The organism is Oceanobacillus arenosus, assembly GCF_003369575.1.
Lineage (GTDB): Bacteria > Bacillota > Bacilli > Bacillales > Amphibacillaceae > Oceanobacillus > Oceanobacillus arenosus.
In genome coordinates, this window is record NZ_PIOC01000014.1 from 186,321 (window position 1) to 208,352 (window position 22,032).

General features: G+C 36.1%; 22 protein-coding genes, 2 pseudogenes and 1 riboswitch. Of the genes and pseudogenes, 12 read left to right on the plus strand and 12 right to left on the minus strand.

The window, feature by feature from the left end; translation table 11 throughout:
- Window positions 1-21: 21 nt before the first annotated feature.
- The 3 genes and pseudogenes from CWR48_RS09050 to CWR48_RS09060 form a co-directional block, all read right to left on the minus strand.
- Window positions 22-1,788, minus strand: a pseudogene (locus CWR48_RS09050) (vitamin B12-dependent ribonucleotide reductase); the annotation flags it as partial.
- Window positions 1,789-2,308: 520 nt separating this feature from the next.
- A complete protein-coding gene (locus CWR48_RS20215; protein WP_147294880.1) occupies window positions 2,309-2,506 on the minus strand; it encodes a hypothetical protein in 198 nt (65 codons plus the stop codon).
- A gap of 465 nt (window positions 2,507-2,971) precedes the next feature.
- Window positions 2,972-3,766: pseudogene (locus CWR48_RS09060) on the minus strand (ribonucleotide reductase N-terminal alpha domain-containing protein); the annotation flags it as partial.
- Between the two features lie 350 nt (window positions 3,767-4,116).
- On the opposite strand from CWR48_RS09060, the gene CWR48_RS09065 reads away from it, so the two are divergent.
- Window positions 4,117-4,488 carry a rhodanese-like domain-containing protein gene (locus CWR48_RS09065; protein ID WP_115772916.1) on the plus strand — a complete coding sequence of 124 codons (372 nt, stop codon included), beginning with the start codon at window positions 4,117-4,119 and terminating at the stop codon, window positions 4,486-4,488.
- Between the two features lie 89 nt (window positions 4,489-4,577).
- Here CWR48_RS09065 and gcvPB read toward each other — a convergent pair whose 3' ends face one another.
- Genes gcvPB through gcvT form a run of 3 tightly spaced genes read right to left on the minus strand, consistent with a single transcriptional unit; the run spans window position 4,578 to window position 8,509 of the window.
- Window positions 4,578-6,038, minus strand: coding sequence for an aminomethyl-transferring glycine dehydrogenase subunit GcvPB (gcvPB, locus tag CWR48_RS09070; protein WP_115772917.1), 1,461 nt, complete (start codon window positions 6,036-6,038; stop codon window positions 4,578-4,580).
- The gene (gene gcvPA, locus CWR48_RS09075) at window positions 6,031-7,380 is read right to left on the minus strand and encodes an aminomethyl-transferring glycine dehydrogenase subunit GcvPA (protein ID WP_115772918.1); all 1,350 of its coding nucleotides are present in this window, start codon (window positions 7,378-7,380) and stop codon (window positions 6,031-6,033) included. The genes gcvPB and gcvPA overlap by 8 nt, the downstream gene beginning before the upstream one ends.
- Window positions 7,381-7,393: 13 nt before the next feature.
- A complete protein-coding gene (gene gcvT / locus CWR48_RS09080) occupies window positions 7,394-8,509 on the minus strand; it encodes a glycine cleavage system aminomethyltransferase GcvT (RefSeq protein ID WP_115772919.1) in 1,116 nt (371 codons plus the stop codon).
- 178 nt (window positions 8,510-8,687) lie between these two features.
- A riboswitch (glycine riboswitch) is annotated at window positions 8,688-8,777 on the minus strand.
- 137 nt (window positions 8,778-8,914) lie between these two features.
- Here gcvT and CWR48_RS09085 point away from each other — a divergent pair.
- Together CWR48_RS09085 and CWR48_RS09090 are read left to right on the plus strand one after the other, a co-directional pair.
- Window positions 8,915-10,573, plus strand: a complete 1,659-nt coding sequence (locus CWR48_RS09085; RefSeq protein WP_115772920.1) for a DEAD/DEAH box helicase — start codon at window positions 8,915-8,917, stop codon at window positions 10,571-10,573.
- Window positions 10,560-11,330 carry a YqhG family protein gene (locus CWR48_RS09090; protein WP_115772921.1) on the plus strand — a complete coding sequence of 257 codons (771 nt, stop codon included), beginning with the start codon at window positions 10,560-10,562 and terminating at the stop codon, window positions 11,328-11,330. Before CWR48_RS09085 ends, CWR48_RS09090 begins: the two co-directional genes overlap by 14 nt.
- Before the next feature lie 30 nt (window positions 11,331-11,360).
- Here CWR48_RS09090 and CWR48_RS09095 read toward each other — a convergent pair whose 3' ends face one another.
- Window positions 11,361-11,537, minus strand: a complete 177-nt coding sequence (locus tag CWR48_RS09095) for a YqzE family protein (RefSeq protein ID WP_115772922.1) — start codon at window positions 11,535-11,537, stop codon at window positions 11,361-11,363.
- A 172-nt stretch (window positions 11,538-11,709) separates the two neighbouring features.
- Between CWR48_RS09095 and comGA the strand changes: the two genes are divergently transcribed.
- From comGA to CWR48_RS09140, 9 genes are all read left to right on the plus strand, one after another.
- On the plus strand, window positions 11,710-12,717 hold the full coding sequence (gene comGA, locus CWR48_RS09100; protein WP_115772923.1) for a competence type IV pilus ATPase ComGA: 1,008 nt from the start codon (window positions 11,710-11,712) through the stop codon (window positions 12,715-12,717).
- A complete protein-coding gene (gene comGB / locus CWR48_RS09105; protein WP_115772924.1) occupies window positions 12,680-13,732 on the plus strand; it encodes a competence type IV pilus assembly protein ComGB in 1,053 nt (350 codons plus the stop codon). Before comGA ends, comGB begins: the two co-directional genes overlap by 38 nt.
- Before the next feature lie 13 nt (window positions 13,733-13,745).
- A complete protein-coding gene (gene comGC / locus CWR48_RS09110; protein WP_115772925.1) occupies window positions 13,746-14,048 on the plus strand; it encodes a competence type IV pilus major pilin ComGC in 303 nt (100 codons plus the stop codon).
- Window positions 14,026-14,481 (plus strand): competence type IV pilus minor pilin ComGD, encoded by a 456-nt coding sequence (gene comGD, locus CWR48_RS09115; RefSeq protein WP_115772926.1) that lies wholly within the window; start codon window positions 14,026-14,028, stop codon window positions 14,479-14,481. The genes comGC and comGD overlap by 23 nt, the downstream gene beginning before the upstream one ends.
- Window positions 14,471-14,809: a type II secretion system protein gene (locus CWR48_RS09120; protein ID WP_115772927.1), complete on the plus strand. Its 339-nt coding sequence runs from the start codon at window positions 14,471-14,473 to the stop codon at window positions 14,807-14,809. Before comGD ends, CWR48_RS09120 begins: the two co-directional genes overlap by 11 nt.
- The gene (gene comGF, locus CWR48_RS09125) at window positions 14,757-15,215 is read left to right on the plus strand and encodes a competence type IV pilus minor pilin ComGF (RefSeq protein ID WP_115773073.1); all 459 of its coding nucleotides are present in this window, start codon (window positions 14,757-14,759) and stop codon (window positions 15,213-15,215) included. Before CWR48_RS09120 ends, comGF begins: the two co-directional genes overlap by 53 nt.
- Complete coding sequence (locus CWR48_RS09130; RefSeq protein ID WP_115772928.1) at window positions 15,187-15,582, plus strand: hypothetical protein; 396 nt, start codon at window positions 15,187-15,189, stop codon at window positions 15,580-15,582. Before comGF ends, CWR48_RS09130 begins: the two co-directional genes overlap by 29 nt.
- 211 nt (window positions 15,583-15,793) lie before the next feature.
- Window positions 15,794-16,036, plus strand: a complete 243-nt coding sequence (locus tag CWR48_RS09135) for a DUF2626 domain-containing protein (protein WP_115772929.1) — start codon at window positions 15,794-15,796, stop codon at window positions 16,034-16,036.
- Between the two features lie 219 nt (window positions 16,037-16,255).
- Window positions 16,256-16,426 carry a DUF2759 family protein gene (locus CWR48_RS09140; RefSeq protein ID WP_115772930.1) on the plus strand — a complete coding sequence of 57 codons (171 nt, stop codon included), beginning with the start codon at window positions 16,256-16,258 and terminating at the stop codon, window positions 16,424-16,426.
- Between the two features lie 52 nt (window positions 16,427-16,478).
- Here the strand turns inward: CWR48_RS09140 and CWR48_RS09145 are convergent, their stop codons facing one another.
- The 5 genes from CWR48_RS09145 to rpmG all read right to left on the minus strand — a co-directional run bounded on the left by CWR48_RS09145 (window position 16,479) and on the right by rpmG (window position 21,922).
- The gene (locus CWR48_RS09145; protein WP_115772931.1) at window positions 16,479-18,401 is read right to left on the minus strand and encodes an LTA synthase family protein; all 1,923 of its coding nucleotides are present in this window, start codon (window positions 18,399-18,401) and stop codon (window positions 16,479-16,481) included.
- A gap of 103 nt (window positions 18,402-18,504) precedes the next feature.
- Window positions 18,505-19,485, minus strand: a complete 981-nt coding sequence (locus CWR48_RS09150) for an ROK family glucokinase (protein ID WP_115772932.1) — start codon at window positions 19,483-19,485, stop codon at window positions 18,505-18,507.
- Window positions 19,486-19,487: 2 nt separating this feature from the next.
- Window positions 19,488-19,694, minus strand: a complete 207-nt coding sequence (locus tag CWR48_RS09155; protein WP_115772933.1) for a YqgQ family protein — start codon at window positions 19,692-19,694, stop codon at window positions 19,488-19,490.
- 101 nt (window positions 19,695-19,795) lie between these two features.
- Complete coding sequence (locus CWR48_RS09160) at window positions 19,796-21,346, minus strand: rhomboid family intramembrane serine protease (RefSeq protein WP_115772934.1); 1,551 nt, start codon at window positions 21,344-21,346, stop codon at window positions 19,796-19,798.
- 426 nt (window positions 21,347-21,772) lie between these two features.
- Window positions 21,773-21,922 carry a 50S ribosomal protein L33 gene (gene rpmG, locus CWR48_RS09165; RefSeq protein ID WP_114916753.1) on the minus strand — a complete coding sequence of 50 codons (150 nt, stop codon included), beginning with the start codon at window positions 21,920-21,922 and terminating at the stop codon, window positions 21,773-21,775.
- Window positions 21,923-22,032: the final 110 nt, after the last annotated feature.

Consider the following 22,032-nt stretch of genomic DNA (forward strand, 5'->3'; position numbering starts at 1 on the left):
ATCCAGTTATTTATCTTTATATTATAGTCCACATTTTAATTGTGCACCACAGCTTGTACATGTATTACATCCACCGATATCTTCCACACTTCCAACACGACATACCGGACAAGTATCTCCGACCTCATTACCGATGTTTACATTAGTAGAGCTTAATTCTTGAATTGTGTCCATTAAAACAACTTTCGGCTTTTCATCTTCTGTAAATAATTCCGTCTGTACGCCAAAGGAGTTTTCTTCCGCTTTCAAGGTTAATACTTGTGAATCACGGCTCCCATCAACATACACTGTACCACCTTTTGCACCACCATTATATAATCGTTGATACACGTTCTCAACTTGATCTACCGTAAATCCTTTTGGTGCATTTACCGTTTTCGAAATGGAGCTATCCACCCAACGTTGAATCACACATTGCGTATCTGCATGTGCTTCTGGTGTTAGGTCCATCGAGGCAACAAACCAATTCGGTAAATGATCTGGATCTGCTTCTGGATTGTTGTCTAGGTATTCCTGAACAATATCTGCCTTCACTTCTATAAATTTACCAAGCCGACCACTTCTATAATATGAGAAGGAGAAATATGGTTCCAGTCCAGTAGAAACTCCGACCATTGTTCCCGTACTTCCTGTTGGAGCCACTGTCAATAAATGAGAGTTACGAATACCATATTTAAGAATATCCGTACGAATACCGTTCGGCATTTTCTTCATATAACCTGTATTAATAAATGCCTCACGCAGTGCCGAAGTCTCTTCATCCGATTTTCCAACTAAAAACGGGAAACTTCCTTTCTCCTTTGCAAGCTCAATCGAAGTGCGATATGCGGTTGTTGCAATCGTTTCGAAAATCTTATCTACAAGTTCATTTCCTTCCATTGAACCATAAATTGTTTCACAATATATTAGTAGATCATGAAGTCCCATAACTCCTAAGCCCACTCTACGCTCACCAAGTGCTTGTTGCTTATTTTCTTCCAAGAAATATGGTGTTGCATCGATAACATCGTCTTGCATACGAACACCAGTCTTAACCGTTTGAATAAGCTTTTTATAATCAACTGTTTTCGTTTCCTTATTAGCCATTTCAGCAAGATTCACTGCTGCAAGATTACATACGGAAAATGGCGCGAGTGGCTGTTCGCCACACGGATTGGTAGCAACAACTTGTTGTCCATATGCTTTTGCGTTTGTCATATCGTTTGCATTATCGATAAAGAATATTCCGGGTTCCGCTGAGTATGTCGCACAAATATTGATTAGTTTCCATAATTCTTTTGCTCTAATGCGACGGTATACTCTGACACCATATCCCATTTCCTCCCATTTACGTACATCGCCAACCTCATGCCATTTTTCATTATATGCAATCATTTCTTCCTCAGTGTAATTTTCAACATCTGGAAAACGCAGTTCATATAACTCATCATTTTCAACAGCATCCATAAATTCCTTTGTGATACATACGGAAATATTCGCTCCTGTAAGGAATTCCGGATTGTGAACGGAATAAGTTCCGCCGGTTCTTAATTTATCCTCTGCTTCATATATAGCAACTTCGGGAAATCCACCTAATCCTGGCATCGATTTATAGTTCACAACCCCTTGATATAAGTCTGCTTCCGTATTTGTTAATGGCGTAAATTTCAATTTTTCTTCTGCCATTTTTCTTATTTGACGATCTTCTGTGTTCTCCATTAGATAGCGGAGAATTCTTGGATTTTGCATTTTAGAAATAATAAATTCAATGATGTCCGGATGGGAATCTACGAGCATTATCATTTGTGCCAAATTAGTTACGTTGATTCGTTAAATCAACTCTCTAAGTCGCCTTAGAGTTCAGACCATATCTTACACTTTAGAGTGCCCTCGCGCTTCGGGATCACTTAACCCCTACTCTACTCGCTTCCACTAAGAATCTAGCATGCTTTCGATGGTCGTTGAACCTTCTCCCTTTAAGGAGCTTGGCTGCTGATTGTCTCTATCCACTAGCTGTTTTTAAGCGTTCACGCTTACCGTTTCCAGTTACGTTGTAGCCAGCAAGTCATGTATGATGCTTTTAACACTATCAAGATTATTAATAATGTCATCTGCCGAAAAAGGGACAATCCGATATCCATTTTTACGAGCTATCTCATTTTTTAGTTGGTCAATTTGCAATCTTTATAACTGCCAGTCTAATGGTTCGGGATAAAATTTAGGATTGGCATGCCAGTAATCTCCATCGCATTCAATAATTATGTTGTAATCAGAAAATAGAAAATCGAATTGTCTTTTATCTAAGATGAAAGAATATATATTACATCAATTACTTTTCGATATTCGTCTCTTGAAAGACTCGTTTCTCCATTTGCTTTAACGTCGCACTGCGTATTTTTTCAATAGTTTCTTCACTATAGATACCAGTTTTACCACTATTCCATGAAGGTGTATTGTTCTTTCTTCTTGTTTTTGCGGTCTTTGCGATAATGTTATTAATATGAGTCTTTCTCTCTTTTTTACTCATCGATTCATGCCATGCTGTTGTTTTGGTTGACCTATGTGGCCTTGTTCTTGTATCAAATTTAGACCCACATTCAACACATACGAGAGGCTTTCCTTTGCTTTTGCATGAACGACTACAATACATCTCAGGTTTACCTCTATATAGTCCCACAGTTCTTTCACAAAGTTCGTATACACATTCTAAGTCTTCAAGTAGATAATAATGAGTTAAAAGGTATTTTTCTAGTGTTAAACCATGATAATTTATTAAATGCGATGTAAATCGACCTTGTTTGTTATGAGATATTTTGAATCCACAAATTTTACATTCATGAGATTATTTTGCATCATATGATTTCAAAGTCACTCACCTCAAATTTATTATAAAAACACTATACCAAACTTGGATGTTATTGACCCTGTATTATCATAAAGATTTCCCAGCAATTCACGAGGTTTATTTATAGACGAAGCACTATGCTAATTTACCACGTCTTGAACCACCTTGTTCCACTAAATGAGTCAGTTTAGCAATATCATCTAGCCATGAAACAGATCCAGATGATTTTCCATTTACACCTCTTGCCAATGTATTTCTAGGTCGTAGTGTAGAACCATTCGTCCCTACTCCGCCACCTCGACTCATAATTTCCATTACCTGTTTGCGATGATCGGAAATTCCTTCCCGTGAGTCTTTCACATATGGCATTACATAACAATTAAAATAAGTTACATCGGTTTTTGCCCCAGCACCGTAAAGTACTCGTCCTGCTGGGATGAAATTTAAATCAGCAAGCTCTTTATTAAATATCTTGAACCACTTTTCCTGGTTTTCCTTCGTTTCTTCCACACTGGCAAGTCCCGTTGCATTACGCTTGGCAATTTGTTCATAATAAACTTCTAATGGTTTATCAATAACATCTAACGATCGTTTAATAATTCCAGAAGAGGCCTCCGCTTCATCATCTAATACAGGAATAAACTCTGGGTCAACAGCGATATCTGCCATATTGTTTTCCCAATCAATTGCTTTAACAAGCCCAAATCCCCTAGCTGGAAACTTAGGATCGGCTTTAACCGTTATAACAACAAAATCACCCGTTTTTAAGGTCTTCTTTGCTGTATCTTTAAAAGCATATCGATCTAACATTACTAAGCGTGAAACCCCTTTGTGTGTAATGCTCATGTCATCCGTAATTGGATGTACAGCTTCAAATTGTTTAATGTCGTCATTTAAGGAAGCAATATTTATCTTATTGCTTGGTTCGACAATTGTTGTCATGCAATCGCTCCTTTGTTGGATTGATAAGTATAATTTCTAATATAACAATACCACACTCGATAGAAAATAAACGATATATTGTGTTGTCTTTATCTACTATACACTATATATTGTTTTAATTGGTAGAATTATTCATTTTTCAATGCCAAATAACGAATAATCCATTTAGGAATTCAAGCATATCATAGCAAAGGAATGGATTGATGGTTTGCAATTATTTTGATACCTAAAATCCACAATCAATGTCGTACTTATTACATATAGCATTGTACGATTGAAATAAACTTTGAAAAAAGTAGCATTACAACATATAATAGAATAGAACATATGTGAAAGACGGGGGAAATAAAATGGAAGTTGTAATTATTCTCGTAGTTGTACTTCTTGCGGTTGGTCTGTTTAGATATTACAGACAACGCTCATTTTTAAAAGTATTAACGGAGGAACAATTCGTTGAAGGATATCGTAAAGCACAACTTATTGATGTTAGAGAGCCACAAGAATTTGATGGCGGTCACATACTAGGTGCTAGAAACATTCCTGTTACACAAATGCGCCAACGTTTAGTTGAATTGCGTAAGGACAAGCCTGTTTATCTTTATTGTCAGGGTAGTTCGAGATCTGCTCGTGCAGCACAATTGCTTCACAAAAAAGGGTTTCAAGACCTTTACCAGTTAAAAGGCGGATTTAAACAATGGACAGGGAAAATTAAGAAAAAGTAAGTAAATAGGCTTCAAGATTCTAAACCGATCTTGAAGCCTTTTTGCAGTGTTAAATATTTTTTTTAGCCAATATGGTAGTAATCGCCTGCTTAATTTTTATGATATCTTAAGACAGGTTTTCTTGCAGCGGTTGCTTCATCCATACGCTTCACAATCGTATGATATGGTGCTTGTTGTACGGTTTCTGGATTACTCTTTGCTTCTTCAGCAATTGTAAGCATTGCATCAATAAATCCATCCAGTGTTTCTTTTGATTCGGTTTCCGTAGGCTCAATCATAATTGCCTCTTCAACATTCAATGGAAAGTACACTGTTGGTGGATGATACTTAAAGTCTAATAATCGTTTTGCAATATCTTTTGTCCGTACACCTAGCTTTTTCTGTTTTCTGCCAGATAGAACAAATTCATGCTTGCAATGCTGTGTATATGGAAGATCGTATTCTTTCTCTAATTTACGCATCATATAGTTTGCATTCAGTACTGCATATTCACTTACTTTTTTAAGTCCTTCTGCACCCATCGTGCGAATATACGTATATGCACGCAGATTAATACCAAAGTTACCATAATACATTTTCACTCTACCGATGGATTGTGGTCGATTGTAATCAAATTCATATAATCCATTATTTTTTACAATTACTGGTTTTGGTAAAAAAGGTGCCAATTCTTTAGTAACTCCGACCGGACCTGATCCGGGACCACCACCACCATGCGGACCTGTAAAGGTTTTATGCAGATTCAAGTGAACCGCATCAAATCCCATATCACCTGGACGGGTATATCCCATAATTGCATTTAGGTTTGCCCCATCGTAGTATAGCTTTCCACCTACACCATGAACGATTTCTGCCATTTTAAGAATTTCGGTTTCAAATAATCCTAATGTATTCGGATTCGTTAACATCAATGCCGCCGTATCTTCACCAACAACACGCTTCAAATCTTCAATATCTACTAAACCATTTTCATTAGTTTTAACCGTAACTGCTTCAAATCCAGCGACAGCTGCTGAAGCAGGATTCGTACCATGTGCAGAGTCGGGAACAATAACTTTCGTACGGTGAAAATCGCCATTTGCTTCATGAAATGCCTTGATCATCATTAGTGAAGCCCATTCACCCTGTGCGCCTGCCGCTGGTTGTAGTGAAACCTCATGCATTCCAGTAATTTCTTGCAATGAAATTTGTAAATCATAAAGCATCTCCATTGCACCTTGTATGGTTCTTGTATCCTGGTACGGATGAATATGACTAAATCCATCAAGTCTTGCCACGTCTTCATTAATTTTTGGATTATATTTCATCGTACATGAACCTAATGGATAAAATCCTGAATCCACACCATAATTTCGGTTAGATAGACCTATATAATGACGCATGATGTCTAATTCACTTACTTCTGGTAATTCCGGTGCTGTTTTACGAACATAGACATCGGCAAATTCTTCTTCTAAATGAAATGCTGGAATATCTAGTTCTGGTAAATTATAGCTTACTCTGCCTTCTTTGCTACGTTCAAAAATGATTGGAAAGTTTTGATTAGCCATTGATATCCCCCACTTCTTTCACAAAAACATCAATTTCTTCTTTTGTTCGAATTTCTGTCGTTGCAATTAACATATGGTTTTCCAGTTCCGGGTAATTACGCCCTAGATCATACCCACCAATGATCCCCTTCTCAAATAGTTGTTCGTTCACTTCAGCAACTGGTTTCGAAAGTTTTACGACAATTTCATTGAAGAACGAACCTGTAAATGTAACTGGTAATTGAATCGCTTCTAATTGTTGCTTCGTGTATCTTGCCTTCTGCATATTTAACACAGCCATCTTTTTCACGCCATGTTTGCCAATTGAGCTCATTGCAACAGAACTTGCTAACGCATTTAATGCTTGGTTTGACGTAATATTAGAAGTCGCCTTCTCACGCTTGATATGCTGTTCTCTCGTTTGTAATGTAAGTACAAATCCACGAACCCCATTTTCATCCTTCGTTTGACCAACTAACCGTCCTGGTACTTTGCGCATTAGCTTTTCTGTCGTTGCAAAGTAACCACAATGCGGTCCACCAAATTGTGCTGGAATTCCGAATACCTGTGTATCACCGACAACGATATCTGCACCAAATTCACCTGGTGGTGTTAAGTATCCTAGTGATAACGGATTACTTGATACGATAAACATTGTTTTCTTTTGTTCTTTAATTAATTCATTCACTATATCAAGTGGTTCAATTTGTCCAAAGAAGTTCGGATACTGGATAATGACACTTGCCGTATTATCGTCCAATTCTTTTTCTAAATGTTCCAAATCGGTTACACCATCATGATGCTTGATTTCTACTATTTCTAAGTTTTTCCCTTTTGCCGCTGTTTCCACTAATGCACGGTATTCAGGATGGACTGCATTCGAAATTAGTACTTTCTTTCTTTTTGTATGTGTCGTACTTAAATGAACTGCTTCTACTAGTGCTGTCCCTGCATCATAAAGGGATGAATTCACAACAGGCATTGCTGTTAATTCGGATATCATCGTTTGAAATTCGAAAATAGCCTGTAGCTCCCCTTGCGAAATCTCCGGTTGATAGGGTGTATAAGCAGTGTAAAACTCAGATCTTGAAATTACATGATCAACAACGGACGGGATAAAGTGATCATATACCCCAGCACCGAGAAATGAACGGTAGTCTTTTAAATTGGCATTTTTGTTCGCCATTTCTGTCAGTTCTCTCATTAATTGATATTCGCTCGTTGGCTTCTTAAGTTTTAAGTCTCCTTTAAATCGTACATCACTCGGAATATCAGAAAATAACACTTCAGTCGATTGGACACCGATACTTTCTAACATTACCTGTTTATCTGTCTCTGTCATTGGCAAATAACGAAAATCCATAGCATTTATCCCCCTATTTTTGACGCTTATAAAATGGTGTTTTCACTACAACTGCTTTTAATTCACGCTTACGAACTTGAATCGAAAGTTCTGTACCTTCTTTCGCAAATTCATTGTTAACTAAAGCAAGCCCAAGGTTTTTATGTAATGTCGGTGACTGTGTACCAGAAGTAATCGAGCCAATTTCTTCTCCGTCTTTTAGCACTGCATAACCATGTCTTGGTATACCTTTATCCAGCATCTCAATGCCGACTAACGTTCTTTCCGTTCCATTTTCTTTCTGATTCTTTAAAACGGATTTTCCAATAAAGTCTGTTTCCTTATCAACTTTCACAGCAAACCCGAGGCCAGCTTCAATTGGTGAAATATCTTTCGTAAGTTCCTGACCATACAAAGCTAAATTCGCCTCAAAACGGAGCGTATCCCTTGCACCAAGGCCAATCGGCTCTAGTCCCTTTTCCTTGCCTTTTTCTAATAGTAAATTCCATAGCGCTGCTCCAGCGGAAGGATTGATGTAAATTTCAAATCCATCCTCACCAGTATAGCCGGTTCGAGACACTAGTGCAGGCTGATCAATTGAAGCAAAATGAACATCTGTTTCAAAACGGAAATATTTCATTTCATGTAAATTTGTATCTGTTAGTTCTTGTAATATTTCTTCTGAAAGTGGACCTTGCAATGCAAGTTGCACATAATCTTTTGTTACATTGTCAATGATTACTTCTGCTTCACTATACCTGTTATTTTTGACCAGCCATTCAAAGTCTTTCGCTGTATTCGCTGCATTCACCACTAATAAATACTCCGACTCATTTATCATGTAAATGACGAAATCATCCACGGTACCGCCATCAGGGTAGCACATAAAAGTGTATTGAATGCGTTTCGGCGAAAGTTTCGCTACATCGTTCGTTGTCATTTCCTGTAAAAATTCAAGACTTTTCGGACCTTTTACTATGATTTCACCCATATGTGATACATCAAATAATCCAGCCTTCGTTCTTGTTGTCTCATGCTCATGTTTAATACCTGAGAATTGTACTGGGAGATCCCAGCCACCAAAATCAATAGTTTTTGCACCATATTTCTCATATTCTGGAAATAATGGTGTTCGTTTTAACTCACTCATTCTTCCACTCCTTTAATTAAAATGATGAAAAAATGCATAAAAACAGAGATTTCTTTTATACTAAAGAAATCTCTGTCCTTCTACCAGAAAGTTGCATATTGAAATCATTCAAAATCAATGGTCCCAATACTTGCTTCGTAGGTGGTTTACGACCCGTCGTAAACTCTCTCCAGAGTTGCGTCCTACAAGAGTCCGTTTGCCTGAGAGATTCGCTCTTCACTTGCTCCGTCGGCGTTACGCTATTCGTAAGCTCTCCCCTTGTAATCATCCGCTAAAATGAATTTGTGATAGTTGGTTATACTATGCATACGTATAAAAAAACACTATCACAATTGCATAATATCATAATTTTTCGGATTGGTATAGCTAAATCCAAATTTTATTTCAAAGTAAAGGATGTATCATATGGATTCTATTCATGTTACGAAAGATTCTGCATTTATCGATAAACTAGAAACAAAACTCAATAAAAATGATCCCTTATCTACGTGGAAGTTGTTTTCAATGGCATATGAAGCAGAATTAACAAGGATATCTCCTTCATTTACTGGTCTTCGTGCACCAGAGCATTTACCACATGTTACCTTCCTAGATCATCAAGTAAAGGCTGCGGAGCAAGTAGTAGAAGAAATGAACGGCAGAGCGATACTAGCTGATGAAGTTGGATTAGGAAAAACAATTGAAGCAGGGTTAATTTTAAAAGAATATATGATTAAAGGAATGGTAAAAAATGCTTTAATTCTAGTCCCCGCTTCCCTTGTTAGTCAGTGGGTTCAAGAACTAAATGAAAAATTCTATATTCCAGCAGTTGCCCATCGAAAAAATTATAATTGGGACCAGAATATCATTATCTCATCAATTGATACTGCAAAACGTTCCCCACATCGTGAGAAAATACTAGAGACTGACTATGATTTCATCTTAATTGATGAAGCACATAAACTTAAAAATCATAAAACCAAGAACTACGAATTCGTTCGTGCCTTAAAGAAAAAATATTGCTTATTACTTACTGCAACACCAGTACAAAATCGATTAATTGAGATCTTTAACTTAATTTCCATCTTAAAGCCAGGACATCTTGGAAACTATAAATCATTTTTAGAGAGGTATGGAAAGGATCGAAATAAAGTAAAAGAAGATCAGTATTTAAAACAACTAATCCAGAAAGTGATGATTCGAAACACACGCATCAATACTGACCTTCAAGAGACGAAGCGAAATATCCAATCGATTTGGATAGATTTCACAAAGGAAGAACGGGATTTTTATGAATATCTCGACTCAAGTATGTCTTCTCATGCAACGTTTTCCAAGATTACGTTTTTAAGAGAAATTTGCTCTTCTCGTGAAGCATGTTATCTGTCATTGAAGAAAATTGGTGAAGAGAATACCAAAGAAAGCCATATTGAAACGTTAATATCAAAAATCGAACATTTACCACATCATGTTAAGGCCCAAAAAGCCGTCGAGCTAATTCAAAAAATCGGCGATGAGAAGGTCATTATTTTTACGGAATATCGGGCAACCCAGCATTATCTTCAGTGGTATTTACAGCAGCACGGCATTACATCGGTCCCATTTCGCGGTGGATTTAAGCGCGGGAAGAAAGACTGGATGCGCCAACTATTTAAGGATCATGCACAAGTACTAATTGCAACCGAGGCTGGTGGTGAGGGAATCAACCTCCAATTCTGTCATCATTTAATCAATTATGATCTACCGTGGAATCCTATGCGGCTGGAGCAACGAATTGGTAGAATTCATCGTTATGGACAAAATCAAGATGTGATGATTTATAATTTTGCAATCAGAAATACGATTGAAGAGCATATTATGACATTATTATATGAGAAGATTAACCTTTTCGAACAAGTAATCGGCAATCTTGATGCGATTTTATCTGAGTTAAACTTAACCAATTTAGAGAAAGAGATTACCAAGATCTATGATGATTCAACATCAACTGGTGAAGCAAAAATTAAATTAGATAACCTCTCCAGTATTCTGAAGCATACAATTGAACACGCCAACAGTGAGGAGCAGCAGTATGGCCATAACTAATTTAAATCAATTTGTGCAAGATTATTTCATTGCCCATGATTGTCCAATTCTTGAAAACACGGACGGTGTCATGACCATTCAATTAACAGAGGAAATGGATCTTGCATTAATGAATCGCCCATTCTACTGGCATTATATTAACAAAATGGGGGTAACTGGAAGGCCCTTTCAACTAACATTGATTACTAATCCTGAGAAACGTGAAGAAAAAGGCGATTGGATTCATTTTGGTAGCCCACGTTTACAACAAATCATCAATCATTTAGAGGAAAAAGAGCGGTACACGAAGTTATTTCAAACCATTGATACGAAAATCAATACACCTCTATATCCATGGCTTGTGACAAATATCAAAATTAGTTATCACGGAAAGCAAAAAAAGGATGAAGTACTTTCAATTGGGCTGCAATTAGTCAATGGTAAAATGAGATTAAATATGATGGAATATCTTGAGACTATCCCCCTCCAATCATCAATTGCCGATTATTGTTTTACGATTTCACCAATGATTCGATTGAAAAGTGGTTTTTTACGAATGGAGTCATTAGTATTGAACTATCTTGACGATCAACCAAAGGAATGGGCAGAAGAATCATTAATCACATTGAAAGAGGAACTTACAACATTACATCATTTCTATGAAGGAATGGAAGAACTGGAACAGATGGAAAAGGAAATCGATGAAATTAACGAACGATATGAGCCGAATATCACAATACACGTAATTAATGGGGGGATTTTTTATTTGATTGAATAATAAAAGGCGGAATTAGCAGTTTGATACCTGCTATTCCGCCTTTTTCCGTATTACTTTTAATGCAAATGGTAAAACACCAAACCATCGATTTGCATAGAGTGTCGGTTGCTTATGCTCTAATTTACGTTTCTTTCTTTCTTCTGCTGGTAATTCCATATAGGATACAATTTGTTGGGTCATAAATTTCACATATTCGTTGCTTTTCATATGTCACACCTCATTTTAATCCATCATCAAAGCTCTACAATCCTAGTATTTACATCATGGTAAAAAATATTCTTGCTTCTTTCTACAAATTTTTTTCAAAAAAAGAAGGAGTTTATAAAATCATGTCGAATAAAGTAATCATAGTGAAATAAAATAAAGGAGGTGACATGAATTGAATCCCGCCTCAACACTATCGAAACGCCTACTACAAGCTGCGATTGAACAACATGCAACAGACCTTCACTTCTATCCATTTCCAAAACAAACCGATATTTACTTCCGAATACATGGTAAACGCAAGTTTTATAAGCAGATAAAAACTGAACAATACCAACTTTTATTAACGTTCTATAAATTTACTTCTGGTATGGATATTGGTGAAAGTCGCAAGCCACAAAACGGTACGATCACACATCATGAAAAAACCAATCTTTATTCACTACGGTTATCAACCCTTCCCGTCAACCACATGGAAAGTCTAGCGGTTCGAATTCTCCCGCAAACAGAAAATGTTGCACTTGAAAATTTATTTCTATTCCCAACCCAATTCAATAAATTAAAGCAATGGATTTCTAAGCGTGCTGGATTAATTCTACTGACTGGGCCGACTGGCAGTGGGAAAACGACCACAATGTATGCCTTATTACAGGATATTTTACAAGAAGAGTCATATCAAACGATTACACTGGAAGACCCAATTGAAAAGGAAATAGAAGATATTTTACAAGTACAAGTAAATGAAAAAGCAGGAATCACATACCAAACAGGCTTAAAGGCTGCGTTACGGCATGATCCAGACATTCTAATGATTGGAGAAATTCGCGATAAGTATACAGCACAATTCGCATTCGAGGCTGCACTGACAGGACACCTCGTACTGAGCACGCTCCATGCCAAGGATGCTTTTGGAACCATTCACCGCTTACAGGAAATGGGAATCGAACAAATATTCTTAGAGCAAACACTGATTGCAATCGCATCGATTAAGCTAGTACCAATAAATATTAACCATCATGTAACACGTGCTGCAGTACTTGAGCTTCTGGACGGAGCACTACTAAAGAATGCGCTGAAAGGAGTTGATATTAGAAAATCTAGATCATTTCAATCATTTGATCATCTAAGAAAGAAGGCTTTTGCGTATGGGTTCATTTCTGAGGAAACCTTTCATAAAACGTAAGAAAAAATTGCCAGGAGAGATTCAGCTTCGCTTTCTCAAACGATTACAACGATTATTAGAAAATGGCTACCCATTACTGGAAGCAATGGAAACGCTGAAATGGGATAAAAACCTGCTCCCGGTTGCAACGCAAATCATCGAATCGCTGAAAGATGGCATGACAATTGATCAAGCGTTTGAAAGAGCAATGTTTCACCAAAGTATTACATCCTATCTATATTTTGTACAAGCAAATGGTGATTTATTAGGAAGCATTGGTAAATGTATTGAAATGTTTGAACAGCGGATGAACTATACGAAGAAATTTCAGCAGATGGCAAGATATCCAATCATCTTGTTTATCATCTTTTCATTGCTACTCTATTTTATCAAACAGTCCGTCCTCCCCTCCTTTATGGAAATGTTTCAAACAAATTCCAATGCATCTTCTATGTTAGTACTTTCGATTTTTCTTATTGACCTTTTCATGACAGGATTTATCGTTATCGGATTAGTCATTATGATTGCAATCCCATCATGGCACCTGATAAAACACCGAATTTCCATTGAACAACAAATAAAAATTTATCAATCCATTCCAATTTATCGTGGCTATATGAAAACACAAACCTCCTACTTCTTTGCTGTTCACTTTAGTTCTCTACTCAAAACCGGTATGTCCTTCAAAGAAATCCTACAACACATGGCAAATCAGAGAAAAATACCAATTATTACCCATTACGCTAACCTCATCAAAGAGGAACTTTCAAGAGGATTGCATATTACCTACCTTCTGACTCAATTCACTCTTTTAGAGGAACAGCTTGTGTCTATTTTTCAAAAAAATGCAGATGTTAACGCCTTGGAAAAGGATTTATCGGTTTATGGAGACCTATTAATGGAGGAGATTGAAGATCGAATAATGAAGTCGATCACGTTTTTACAACCAGTTTTCTTTATCTTACTTGCACTATTCATTGTTTTCATCTATGTAACATTGATGTGGCCAATGTTTGAATTAATAAATACTATTTAAGGGAGAGTATCCAATGTTTACTAATAATCGGGGTTTTACATTGATAGAAATGTTAATCGTTCTCATGATCATTACCGTATTAATTATCTTGATTGTTCCAAACTTGAGTGGACGTAGCGCTGAGGTCACTAATAAAGGCTGTGATGCACTCGTCGCACTTGTCCAGTCCCAAGCGGATGCATATTATATTGAAAAAAGAGAGCTTGCAACAGACATAAAGGTGTTAGTAGACGGTGACTATATTACAGAAGATCAAAAAACATGCCCAAATAAAACAGTATTGAGTGTATCAAATGGAAAAGTTAACCGGCCATAAACGGCATTTGGATAATACTAAAGGTTATACACTTCTGGAGATGTTAATGGTACTTGCGATTATTTCGATTATGCTGCTCTTAATCGTACCGATAAATAAAAGCAGCATTGAGAAAGTACAAACAACGAAATTCATTGAGCTACTAGAATATGATATATTATTGGTCCAAAATTTTACAACGACAAAAGAAGAGTTGATTCGTATTCGATTTTACGATGAGAGATATAACATATTACAAGGTACGAATTCTGTGCTTGCTACAAGGAAGTATCCTCCAGGCTTTCAAATAGATTATCGTGGAGATGATACAATTATGTTTAATAACTACGGTTCCATGATTAATCCGCGTACGATTGCAATGAGAGTGGGAAATAAAAAGTATCTTTTAGTATTCCCTCTTGGAAAAGGGAGGTTTCACATCAATGAAGGCTAACGGTTTCACTTTGATTGAAGTGATTGTTGCTTCTGCTATTCTGATGTCTGTCATTACAACAATTGTACCGATAATTTCCACATTAAATAAAGAGCAGCAACGATTAAGCGACCGGCGAATCATCGTTCATACCTTACATGATGAGATGCAACCATTTTTATGGAGTGCTACTTCAGAAACTTCTAGTAAATTTACGAAAAACGTCAACGACCAGCAAGTAGCATTTCAGTTTGCAAATGAAGATCATTATTTGAAAGGATGTGCCATTTGGCAAAATGTTAAATATGCAGAAGAAACGATTTGTTTATACGGAATACATGCATCATGAACATGGATTTACATTTATTTCGATGCTATTTGCGATTGCTATCCTTTCAATCACATTACCATTTACTGGCTATTTACTAAAAGCGACAGCAAGTCAATCGAATTACGAAGAAATTTCAGTCTATCAATTTTTTCAATTTGTTCGAGATGAGGTTGTAAAATCTACTGGGATGTACATTGCAAATGGCAAGCTTCATTTGCAGCAAAAGATTAATAATCAACAAGCAATTGCAACAATTGAAAAGTATGAATCACTTATTCGAAGGCAAGTGGATGGAACCGGGCATGAAATTTTTCTTCGAGATGTACAAGACCTGACCTTTTTTGAAGATCCATATGGAATCAAAATTAATGTAACTACATTGGAAGGGAACACATATGATAAAAGAATTATCTTTTACGAATAATGAAAACGGGTTTATCCTGCCCTACGTGTTATTTATCACTTCACTCGTTTTTATTATTGTAACGACAAATATCATGATGTATGGCAATGATCTTCAGCTCACAGAGAATCAAATCGAACAAGTGAAAATCGAAACACTATTTCAAATGCAACGCGAGAAGTTTAAACAAGAGATGAAGGAACATGGTTTACCAAAACCAGTAACAACTTACCTTTTTCCCGATGGAACGGTAAAAATCACCATAATTAGAAGCACCGATCAAGTACATGAATTAAATATTGACATTACAACAAATAATAATCAACACTACTCGATAGCAAATACATTGGTCATTAACAACGACCATCTCAAAGCAATAAGCAATTGATCATACCGCTCCGGATATACATGGTCTGGAGTGGTAATCAACATTGCAATCTCATCTTAACTTTTGTGATCTATTATACATAGTAAAACCGGCTAAAATTTGCACTTTTATAGCAAATCTTGCAATTGTTAGTGGGGATTCATTTACAATTGCAAATTCCTCATATATAATTATTGTGATAACGCTATCCAAATATAAAGGGGGGAAAGACATGGATCGTGTGTTTCGTATGCTTGGCTTTTGGACAAGTATTTTTACAGTCATGTTTTACGTAGGTGAGATGATCCCAGCGGCAGTATTATCCCTAGTTCAAACGGTATTTTTCTTTACATTAGGTTATTTGAAATTATCTGAACGAATGTATATGTATTTATTCGGGGCTTACCTTACAGTTTTCATGGTTGGTTTCACATGGTATTCGGAATTTATTCTTGTTCCTGGATTCGGTCACTAAGATCACAAGACTCTGTGTCTGGGCAAAGGCAAATTACAGAGTCTTCCCTGTCTTAGGAATATTTTCAATTGGCATTGTATGTATTAATGGTCATATGTACTGTTAAGTATTATTGCTCGACAAGACCAATGGATTGCTATACAATAAATATAGAATAATTATATACATATGAATAATGAATTAATTTGAAAAGAAAGCGTTTAAGGAGGCATGAGATTCATGCATATTGTCTTAGGGATTATATTTTTACTTGTTGCATTACTTGCCGTTATATCCGTCATTCGTCAGCTGAAATATAAAAATCTTTTCGCACTTGCTTTTTCGACTCTTACTGCATTGGCATTTGGATTTTTCTCCATTGCTACCATTATTTCTGAGATTACCGGCTAATCCTATTGTTTTTTATACTAAAGCCTACGAACAAAAAGCTAACCATCATCGGTTAGCTTTTTGTTATATCAAAATTAATAAAGCGGAATAAATCTCCATAAATCAATTCATCTGAGAGTCGTAATTCTGTTGTTACCTTCTCACTTATTTCATTACACGCATCTAGTCGTTTATTATCCGTTTCTGATATTACGTAATCTTCTACATCACTTGCCCCAATCTGTTCCCCTGTTTCACGTAAATAGCAAGCACCTGTAGTATAAATGAAGTCTTTAGATATAAAGTCGCCATTTCTTAGTGCAACATAGCCCTTCCGATCATTTGCGAAGAGATCATTGCCAAATTGAATATCATCCCCTGCTTCGATACCAATTAAGCTTAGTAAGGTCCGCTTGACATCGATTTGCCCTGATACTTCCGATATAACTCTTCCATTTCCGGTACCAGGAATATGGACGATGAATGGCACACGCTGTAGTTCTACTTGATCAATTGGTGTAATTGCTTCTTTACCTAAATACATACTCAATGCTTCATTATGATTGGCACTAATACCGATATGATCCCCCATGACAACAAAAATCGAATGGTCATATAATCCGGTTTCCTTCATTTCCTCAAAAAAGTCCTCAAGCGCCTCATCCATGTAACGAACTGCAGGGAAATAATTATTTAACGTATCGGAATTTGAGCTATACGCTTCAATCGACATATCTTCCTTATCCATATCAAAAGGAAAATGATTGGTTAACGTAATCAACTTCGCATAAAAAGGTTGTTCCAGCATTTGTAAATATGGAATCGACTGTTCAAAGAATTGCTTATCTTTAAGTCCCCAGCCGATTGAATTATCCTCTGTTACTTCATATGCTTCTTCCCCATAGAAATAATCAATACCTAAACTGTCATACATTTGATCTCGATTCCAAAAGCTCTTATTATTGGAATGAAAGACATAGGATTCATAACCTGCATCATCAATTATTTCTGGAATTGCATGATACGCATTAGCACCATGTGTAAAGAAAACTGCACCACGATCTAAAGGATATAATCCATTTTCCACTAAAAACTCTGAATCTGATGTATTCCCCTGCCCTGTTTGTTCATAGAAGTTATCAAAATAATAGGTGTCTTCATCGCTAATTAATTGATTTAAAAATGGAGTTACCGTTTCCCCATTCACTTTATTATTTATTACGAATTGCTGTAAAGATTCCGCATTAATAAAGATAATATTTTTCCCTTTTGCCACACCGTACAGGTCTGACTGCTCATCTTGTTTAACATTTTTGTCAATATATTTTTGAACCTCAAGTAATTCGTTTTCATCTGCAAACGCACGCTTGCTCTCTGATGTAGAATGAACAATCAGATCGTAAACATGATAATTAAATAAACCGACACTTCGCACCAAGTATTCACGATCAAATCCACGAGTAAATAATTGGGGGCGAGATGACTCCGCAATCAAGAAATTTGTTGCCAGTAATAATAAGGATAACGAAAATGTAGCAGCTTTCTTTCTGTAGTTATAATTTACAGAACGTGTAGCCACATTTCTTTTACTCAGTATCCAAATGATGATAACATCCGTAAATATAAATACGTCATATCCTTTTATTAATGTAAGAATACTAGATCCTAAGTCTGCCATATTACTACCTTGAAATAATAATGGAATCGTAATGAAATCATCAAATTGACGATAGAATACTAGATTTGCAAAAATAATGATGGACGCGAATAACGAACAATACCGTAGATATTTCATCTGTTTTTCATTCGATTGAAACCAGATACTAATTGCAAATAGAAGAAATGCAGTTATAAAAGGATTGATAAATAAAATTATCTCTTGCAAAAAATTATCGAGTTCAATGGTAAACATAAATCGATAAACAAGATACGTTTTTAAACCAAATAGTACCATAGATATTGCATATAATGGTACTTTGGTTCTTTTAAGCTCCATACATAATGCCTCCTAAAACGATTGTCACTGAAGACGTATACTTAGATTTAACGCTTTACTTCTTATCTCTTTCCCTTCTTGCTAATAGGATTCTTCTTGATAATTATTGCTTAGAATCTAAACGTTGGAGTTTTTGCTGTACTAGAAATGCACCACCAATAATTCCAGCGTCATTCCCTAATTTGCCAATTCTAATTTCACAAGCTTCTCGTATTCTTTTCAGTGCATGTTTTTCAAATGATGCAGTAATCTTTGTCAACAACTGATCACCTGCTTTAGAAACACCTCCACCAATTAATACCATCGATGGATTGATTAATGTACACATATTGGCGATTGTCAGTCCGAGGATATCGGTTGTGCTATTCACAATTTCTTCACATCCAGCATCTCCCTGACTTGCTAAATCAAAGATATCTTTTGCTGTTAATTTACCATTCTCCTGATAAAATACCGCTAAGCCACTGTCAGTATGTGACTTTATATAATCCATTGCTTGGCGAACGATACCTGTTGCAGATGCAATGGTTTCTAAGCAGCCCTTACGCCCGCAATTACATTGATAGCCACTCGGGTCAATTGTAATATGACCAATTTCGCCAGACATGCCATTCACACCATTTAATGCTGAACCATTAGCAATTATCCCACCACCTACACCTGTTCCAAGTGTAATCGCAATCATATCTTTCGCTTGTTCACCAGCGCCTATCCAGTTCTCACCTAGTGCAGCAAGGTTTGCATCATTTTCTAAAAAGACAGGCAAACCCGATTTCTCTTTTAACTTTTGTGCTAAATCGAAATCCCTCCAGCCAATATTAACCGCTTCATAAACATAACCTGTTTTCGAATCGATAAAGCCCGGTGCTCCAACACCTAAACCGAGTATCGTACCATTATCCAGGTTTCCTTGCGCTAATTTGTTATTTATAGAATTCCAAATATCATCTAAAATTGCATTACCAGCATTGGTTATGTTCGTTGGGATTTCCCATTTTTCTAATATGTCACCTTGGGCATTAATAAAACCTAATTTTACCGTTGTCCCACCGATATCTATTCCTACAAGTATTTCTTTCTCCATGCTCATCTCGCCCCTTTATTTAATAGCCTTGTTTTTTCTTTTCTTAATATAAGTTTCGATTGAAGATAGCGATCTTTCTCAATAAATTGCATTTGAAATAGATCATCAATCTCCATCTCCATTAATTCAAGATCGCCAATTCGATCACCACTATATATAAAGGCACCGAATTTTTTAAGTATTTGCTGCACATCATAAACATTTTTCATTATACTCACCATACCTATTATACCAACGATTTAAAAAATAAGATATTCTAATCCGCATATACATGAGAAAATAAAAAGGATGAAACAGAATACCTTCTGCCTCATTCTTTAGGTGAGTCTCCCGTTATTAATTCATATATTTCTGCAGATTCTTCATTATCAGGATTCAACTCGTATGCCCGTACAATATTTTCTTTTGCTTTTCCTAGTTCACCAGTATTATAGTAAAGAATTGCTAAATTGTAATAGGATTCTGGCAGTTTTTCATAATTAAGACTCTTCTCGAGGTCAGCTATTGCTAAATTAATCTCATTTAGCTCGATATATGCATAGGACCTATGAAATAATAATATACCTTGTAAATCTCCTGGTAGATTAAGTCCAAGCGTAGTAGAATCCACAACATCTTGATAATTTTCTTGCTGTAGCGAATCCTCAGCAACCATCAATTGATATGCCTGCTTTTGACTATTGTTCTCATATCCCCAAATTACAAGGACTATTAGCATTATTAGATAGACACTCGTTGCAATTAATTGCTTGGAAATGCTGCTTTTCTTCGGTAAATAAATAATTGCAGAGGCGATGAAACCTGCTGCAAGTCCACCTAAATGTGCTGCCATATCAATTTGTTGCACAAATAAACCAAAGATCAAATTAACGGCAAGAATTAATAAGATATTATATCCCATCGTTTGGAAAAAAATACGTTTATAAATCAAACCAAAGAATAATAGAGCACCGAATAATCCAAAAATCGCACCCGATGCACCCGCTGAAACATTAACCGTAAATGCTAGGCTAGCAAGTCCACCACCAATTCCGGCTAAGAAGTAAATGAGGAGGAAACGCCAGCGGCCAAAAATTCTCTCAACAATTGTTCCCAAATAGTACACTGCTAGCATATTCATAATCAGATGAAGAATGCCAATATGTAAAAACGTAGAACTAATGATTCTCCACCACTCATTATTTTCTAAAATGGCCGGATTGTACTTCGCACCAAATTCGATTAACGTAGCAATCCTCGTACTTCCACCATTCATCTCCAGTAAAATAAAGAGAAGCACATTGATAACCATGATACAATAAGTAAAGAACGGCTTACTACGCGAGAAAATATTTTGATATTCATTTTTCTTCTGCTGAATCAATTCAATAAGCTGTTGTTTATTTGCTTTCACAACTTCTTCCATTACTAATTCAGTAGCAGCTTTATCTATATTTATAGGCTGCTCACTCGTACTCGCTTGTAACCGTTGAATCTCCTGATCAAAATTTTCTTCGTCTAAATAGTATACCTTCATCTTAATTGGTCGTTTTTCTTTCAATTGCATCGGTTTTTTTAATCTTTCCCAATCATCCACTGGTGCATTTGCTGCAACATATACATTATGTAATTCAATATTCTTCCCTTTGATTCTCCGCTGCATATTGTGCACCGTTTGAAACACGCGAGCAATATCTTGTCGTAAATGATTTTGCCAGTCAAATCCGTTATGGATAAGTCGAATAATTATCGTTTTTTTATTCTCATGCTTCTCCAACCAGATTTCTTCCGCATTTTCATTTATTGTCAAGATATTAAACTGTTCCTCTTCCAAGAAATGATTTGCAATTTGATATAAGGTATATTGCTCTTTTAAAAACATACGTCACCTTCCTTATAAACCATCATAACAAAATTACATCAATTGTTAAATTTAAGACTAATAAAAAAAGAATACTGCCGTCCCAAATGATACATGTGATATTCGCAATTGATATAAAGTGCGAACTAGTGGCAATTATGATTTTGAATCTGGATATACGGTGCTAATCACACATGAGTCTTCACTATTTGTCTACAATCAACCTCGATATTTAGTGGGTTTGTCATTCTTTTGTCGTTAGATTTTGCAGTATCCCCAGTGAAGTGTATTTCTGGAGCGACAGCCAAGGAAGCAAATATCATCCCGAGTTAGTTCGCACTTTATCTATTTATTGCAACAACCTGTTGAGAGGTACCAATTAATGTTGCAATTTAATATAAAAATAAACCCTTATCCAATAAGAAGATAAGAGTTTATTCATGGTTATTATTTCGTTTCACGATGTAATGTGTGTTTTTTTAGACGTGGGCTATATTTCATAAGCTCAATACGTTCAGGATTATTACGTTTATTCTTTTTCGTAATATAATTACGATCTCCTGTTTCAGTACAAGCAAGAGTAACGTTTACGCGCATGATTTTCCCTCCAAACTATTAAATCTAACGATGTCTTATGTTTAGAAATTATTCTACAGACTTTTATTATAATACCAGAGTTTTTTAAAACAATCAACAATCAGTTAGAA

Coding starts and splice junctions, on each gene's coding strand:
- CWR48_RS09140 (WP_115772930.1), top strand. CDS start 16,256: ATGCATATTGTCTTAGGGATTATATTTTTACTTGTTGCATTACTTGCC.
- gcvT (WP_115772919.1), bottom strand. CDS start 8,509: ATGAGTGAGTTAAAACGAACACCATTATTTCCAGAATATGAGAAATAT.
- CWR48_RS09145 (WP_115772931.1), bottom strand. CDS start 18,401: ATGGAGCTTAAAAGAACCAAAGTACCATTATATGCAATATCTATGGTA.
- gcvPA (WP_115772918.1), bottom strand. CDS start 7,380: ATGGATTTTCGTTATTTGCCAATGACAGAGACAGATAAACAGGTAATG.
- CWR48_RS09130 (WP_115772928.1), top strand. CDS start 15,187: ATGATAAAAGAATTATCTTTTACGAATAATGAAAACGGGTTTATCCTG.
- rpmG (WP_114916753.1), bottom strand. CDS start 21,922: ATGCGCGTAAACGTTACTCTTGCTTGTACTGAAACAGGAGATCGTAAT.
- CWR48_RS09085 (WP_115772920.1), top strand. CDS start 8,915: ATGGATTCTATTCATGTTACGAAAGATTCTGCATTTATCGATAAACTA.
- comGF (WP_115773073.1), top strand. CDS start 14,757: ATGTTAAATATGCAGAAGAAACGATTTGTTTATACGGAATACATGCAT.
- comGD (WP_115772926.1), top strand. CDS start 14,026: ATGGAAAAGTTAACCGGCCATAAACGGCATTTGGATAATACTAAAGGT.
- CWR48_RS09120 (WP_115772927.1), top strand. CDS start 14,471: ATGAAGGCTAACGGTTTCACTTTGATTGAAGTGATTGTTGCTTCTGCT.
- CWR48_RS09090 (WP_115772921.1), top strand. CDS start 10,560: ATGGCCATAACTAATTTAAATCAATTTGTGCAAGATTATTTCATTGCC.
- comGC (WP_115772925.1), top strand. CDS start 13,746: ATGTTTACTAATAATCGGGGTTTTACATTGATAGAAATGTTAATCGTT.
- CWR48_RS09160 (WP_115772934.1), bottom strand. CDS start 21,346: ATGTTTTTAAAAGAGCAATATACCTTATATCAAATTGCAAATCATTTC.
- CWR48_RS09150 (WP_115772932.1), bottom strand. CDS start 19,485: ATGGAGAAAGAAATACTTGTAGGAATAGATATCGGTGGGACAACGGTA.
- CWR48_RS09155 (WP_115772933.1), bottom strand. CDS start 19,694: ATGAAAAATGTTTATGATGTGCAGCAAATACTTAAAAAATTCGGTGCC.
- CWR48_RS09135 (WP_115772929.1), top strand. CDS start 15,794: ATGGATCGTGTGTTTCGTATGCTTGGCTTTTGGACAAGTATTTTTACA.
- CWR48_RS09095 (WP_115772922.1), bottom strand. CDS start 11,537: ATGAAAAGCAACGAATATGTGAAATTTATGACCCAACAAATTGTATCC.
- comGB (WP_115772924.1), top strand. CDS start 12,680: ATGGGTTCATTTCTGAGGAAACCTTTCATAAAACGTAAGAAAAAATTG.
- CWR48_RS09065 (WP_115772916.1), top strand. CDS start 4,117: ATGGAAGTTGTAATTATTCTCGTAGTTGTACTTCTTGCGGTTGGTCTG.
- gcvPB (WP_115772917.1), bottom strand. CDS start 6,038: ATGGCTAATCAAAACTTTCCAATCATTTTTGAACGTAGCAAAGAAGGC.
- CWR48_RS20215 (WP_147294880.1), bottom strand. CDS start 2,506: ATGAGTAAAAAAGAGAGAAAGACTCATATTAATAACATTATCGCAAAG.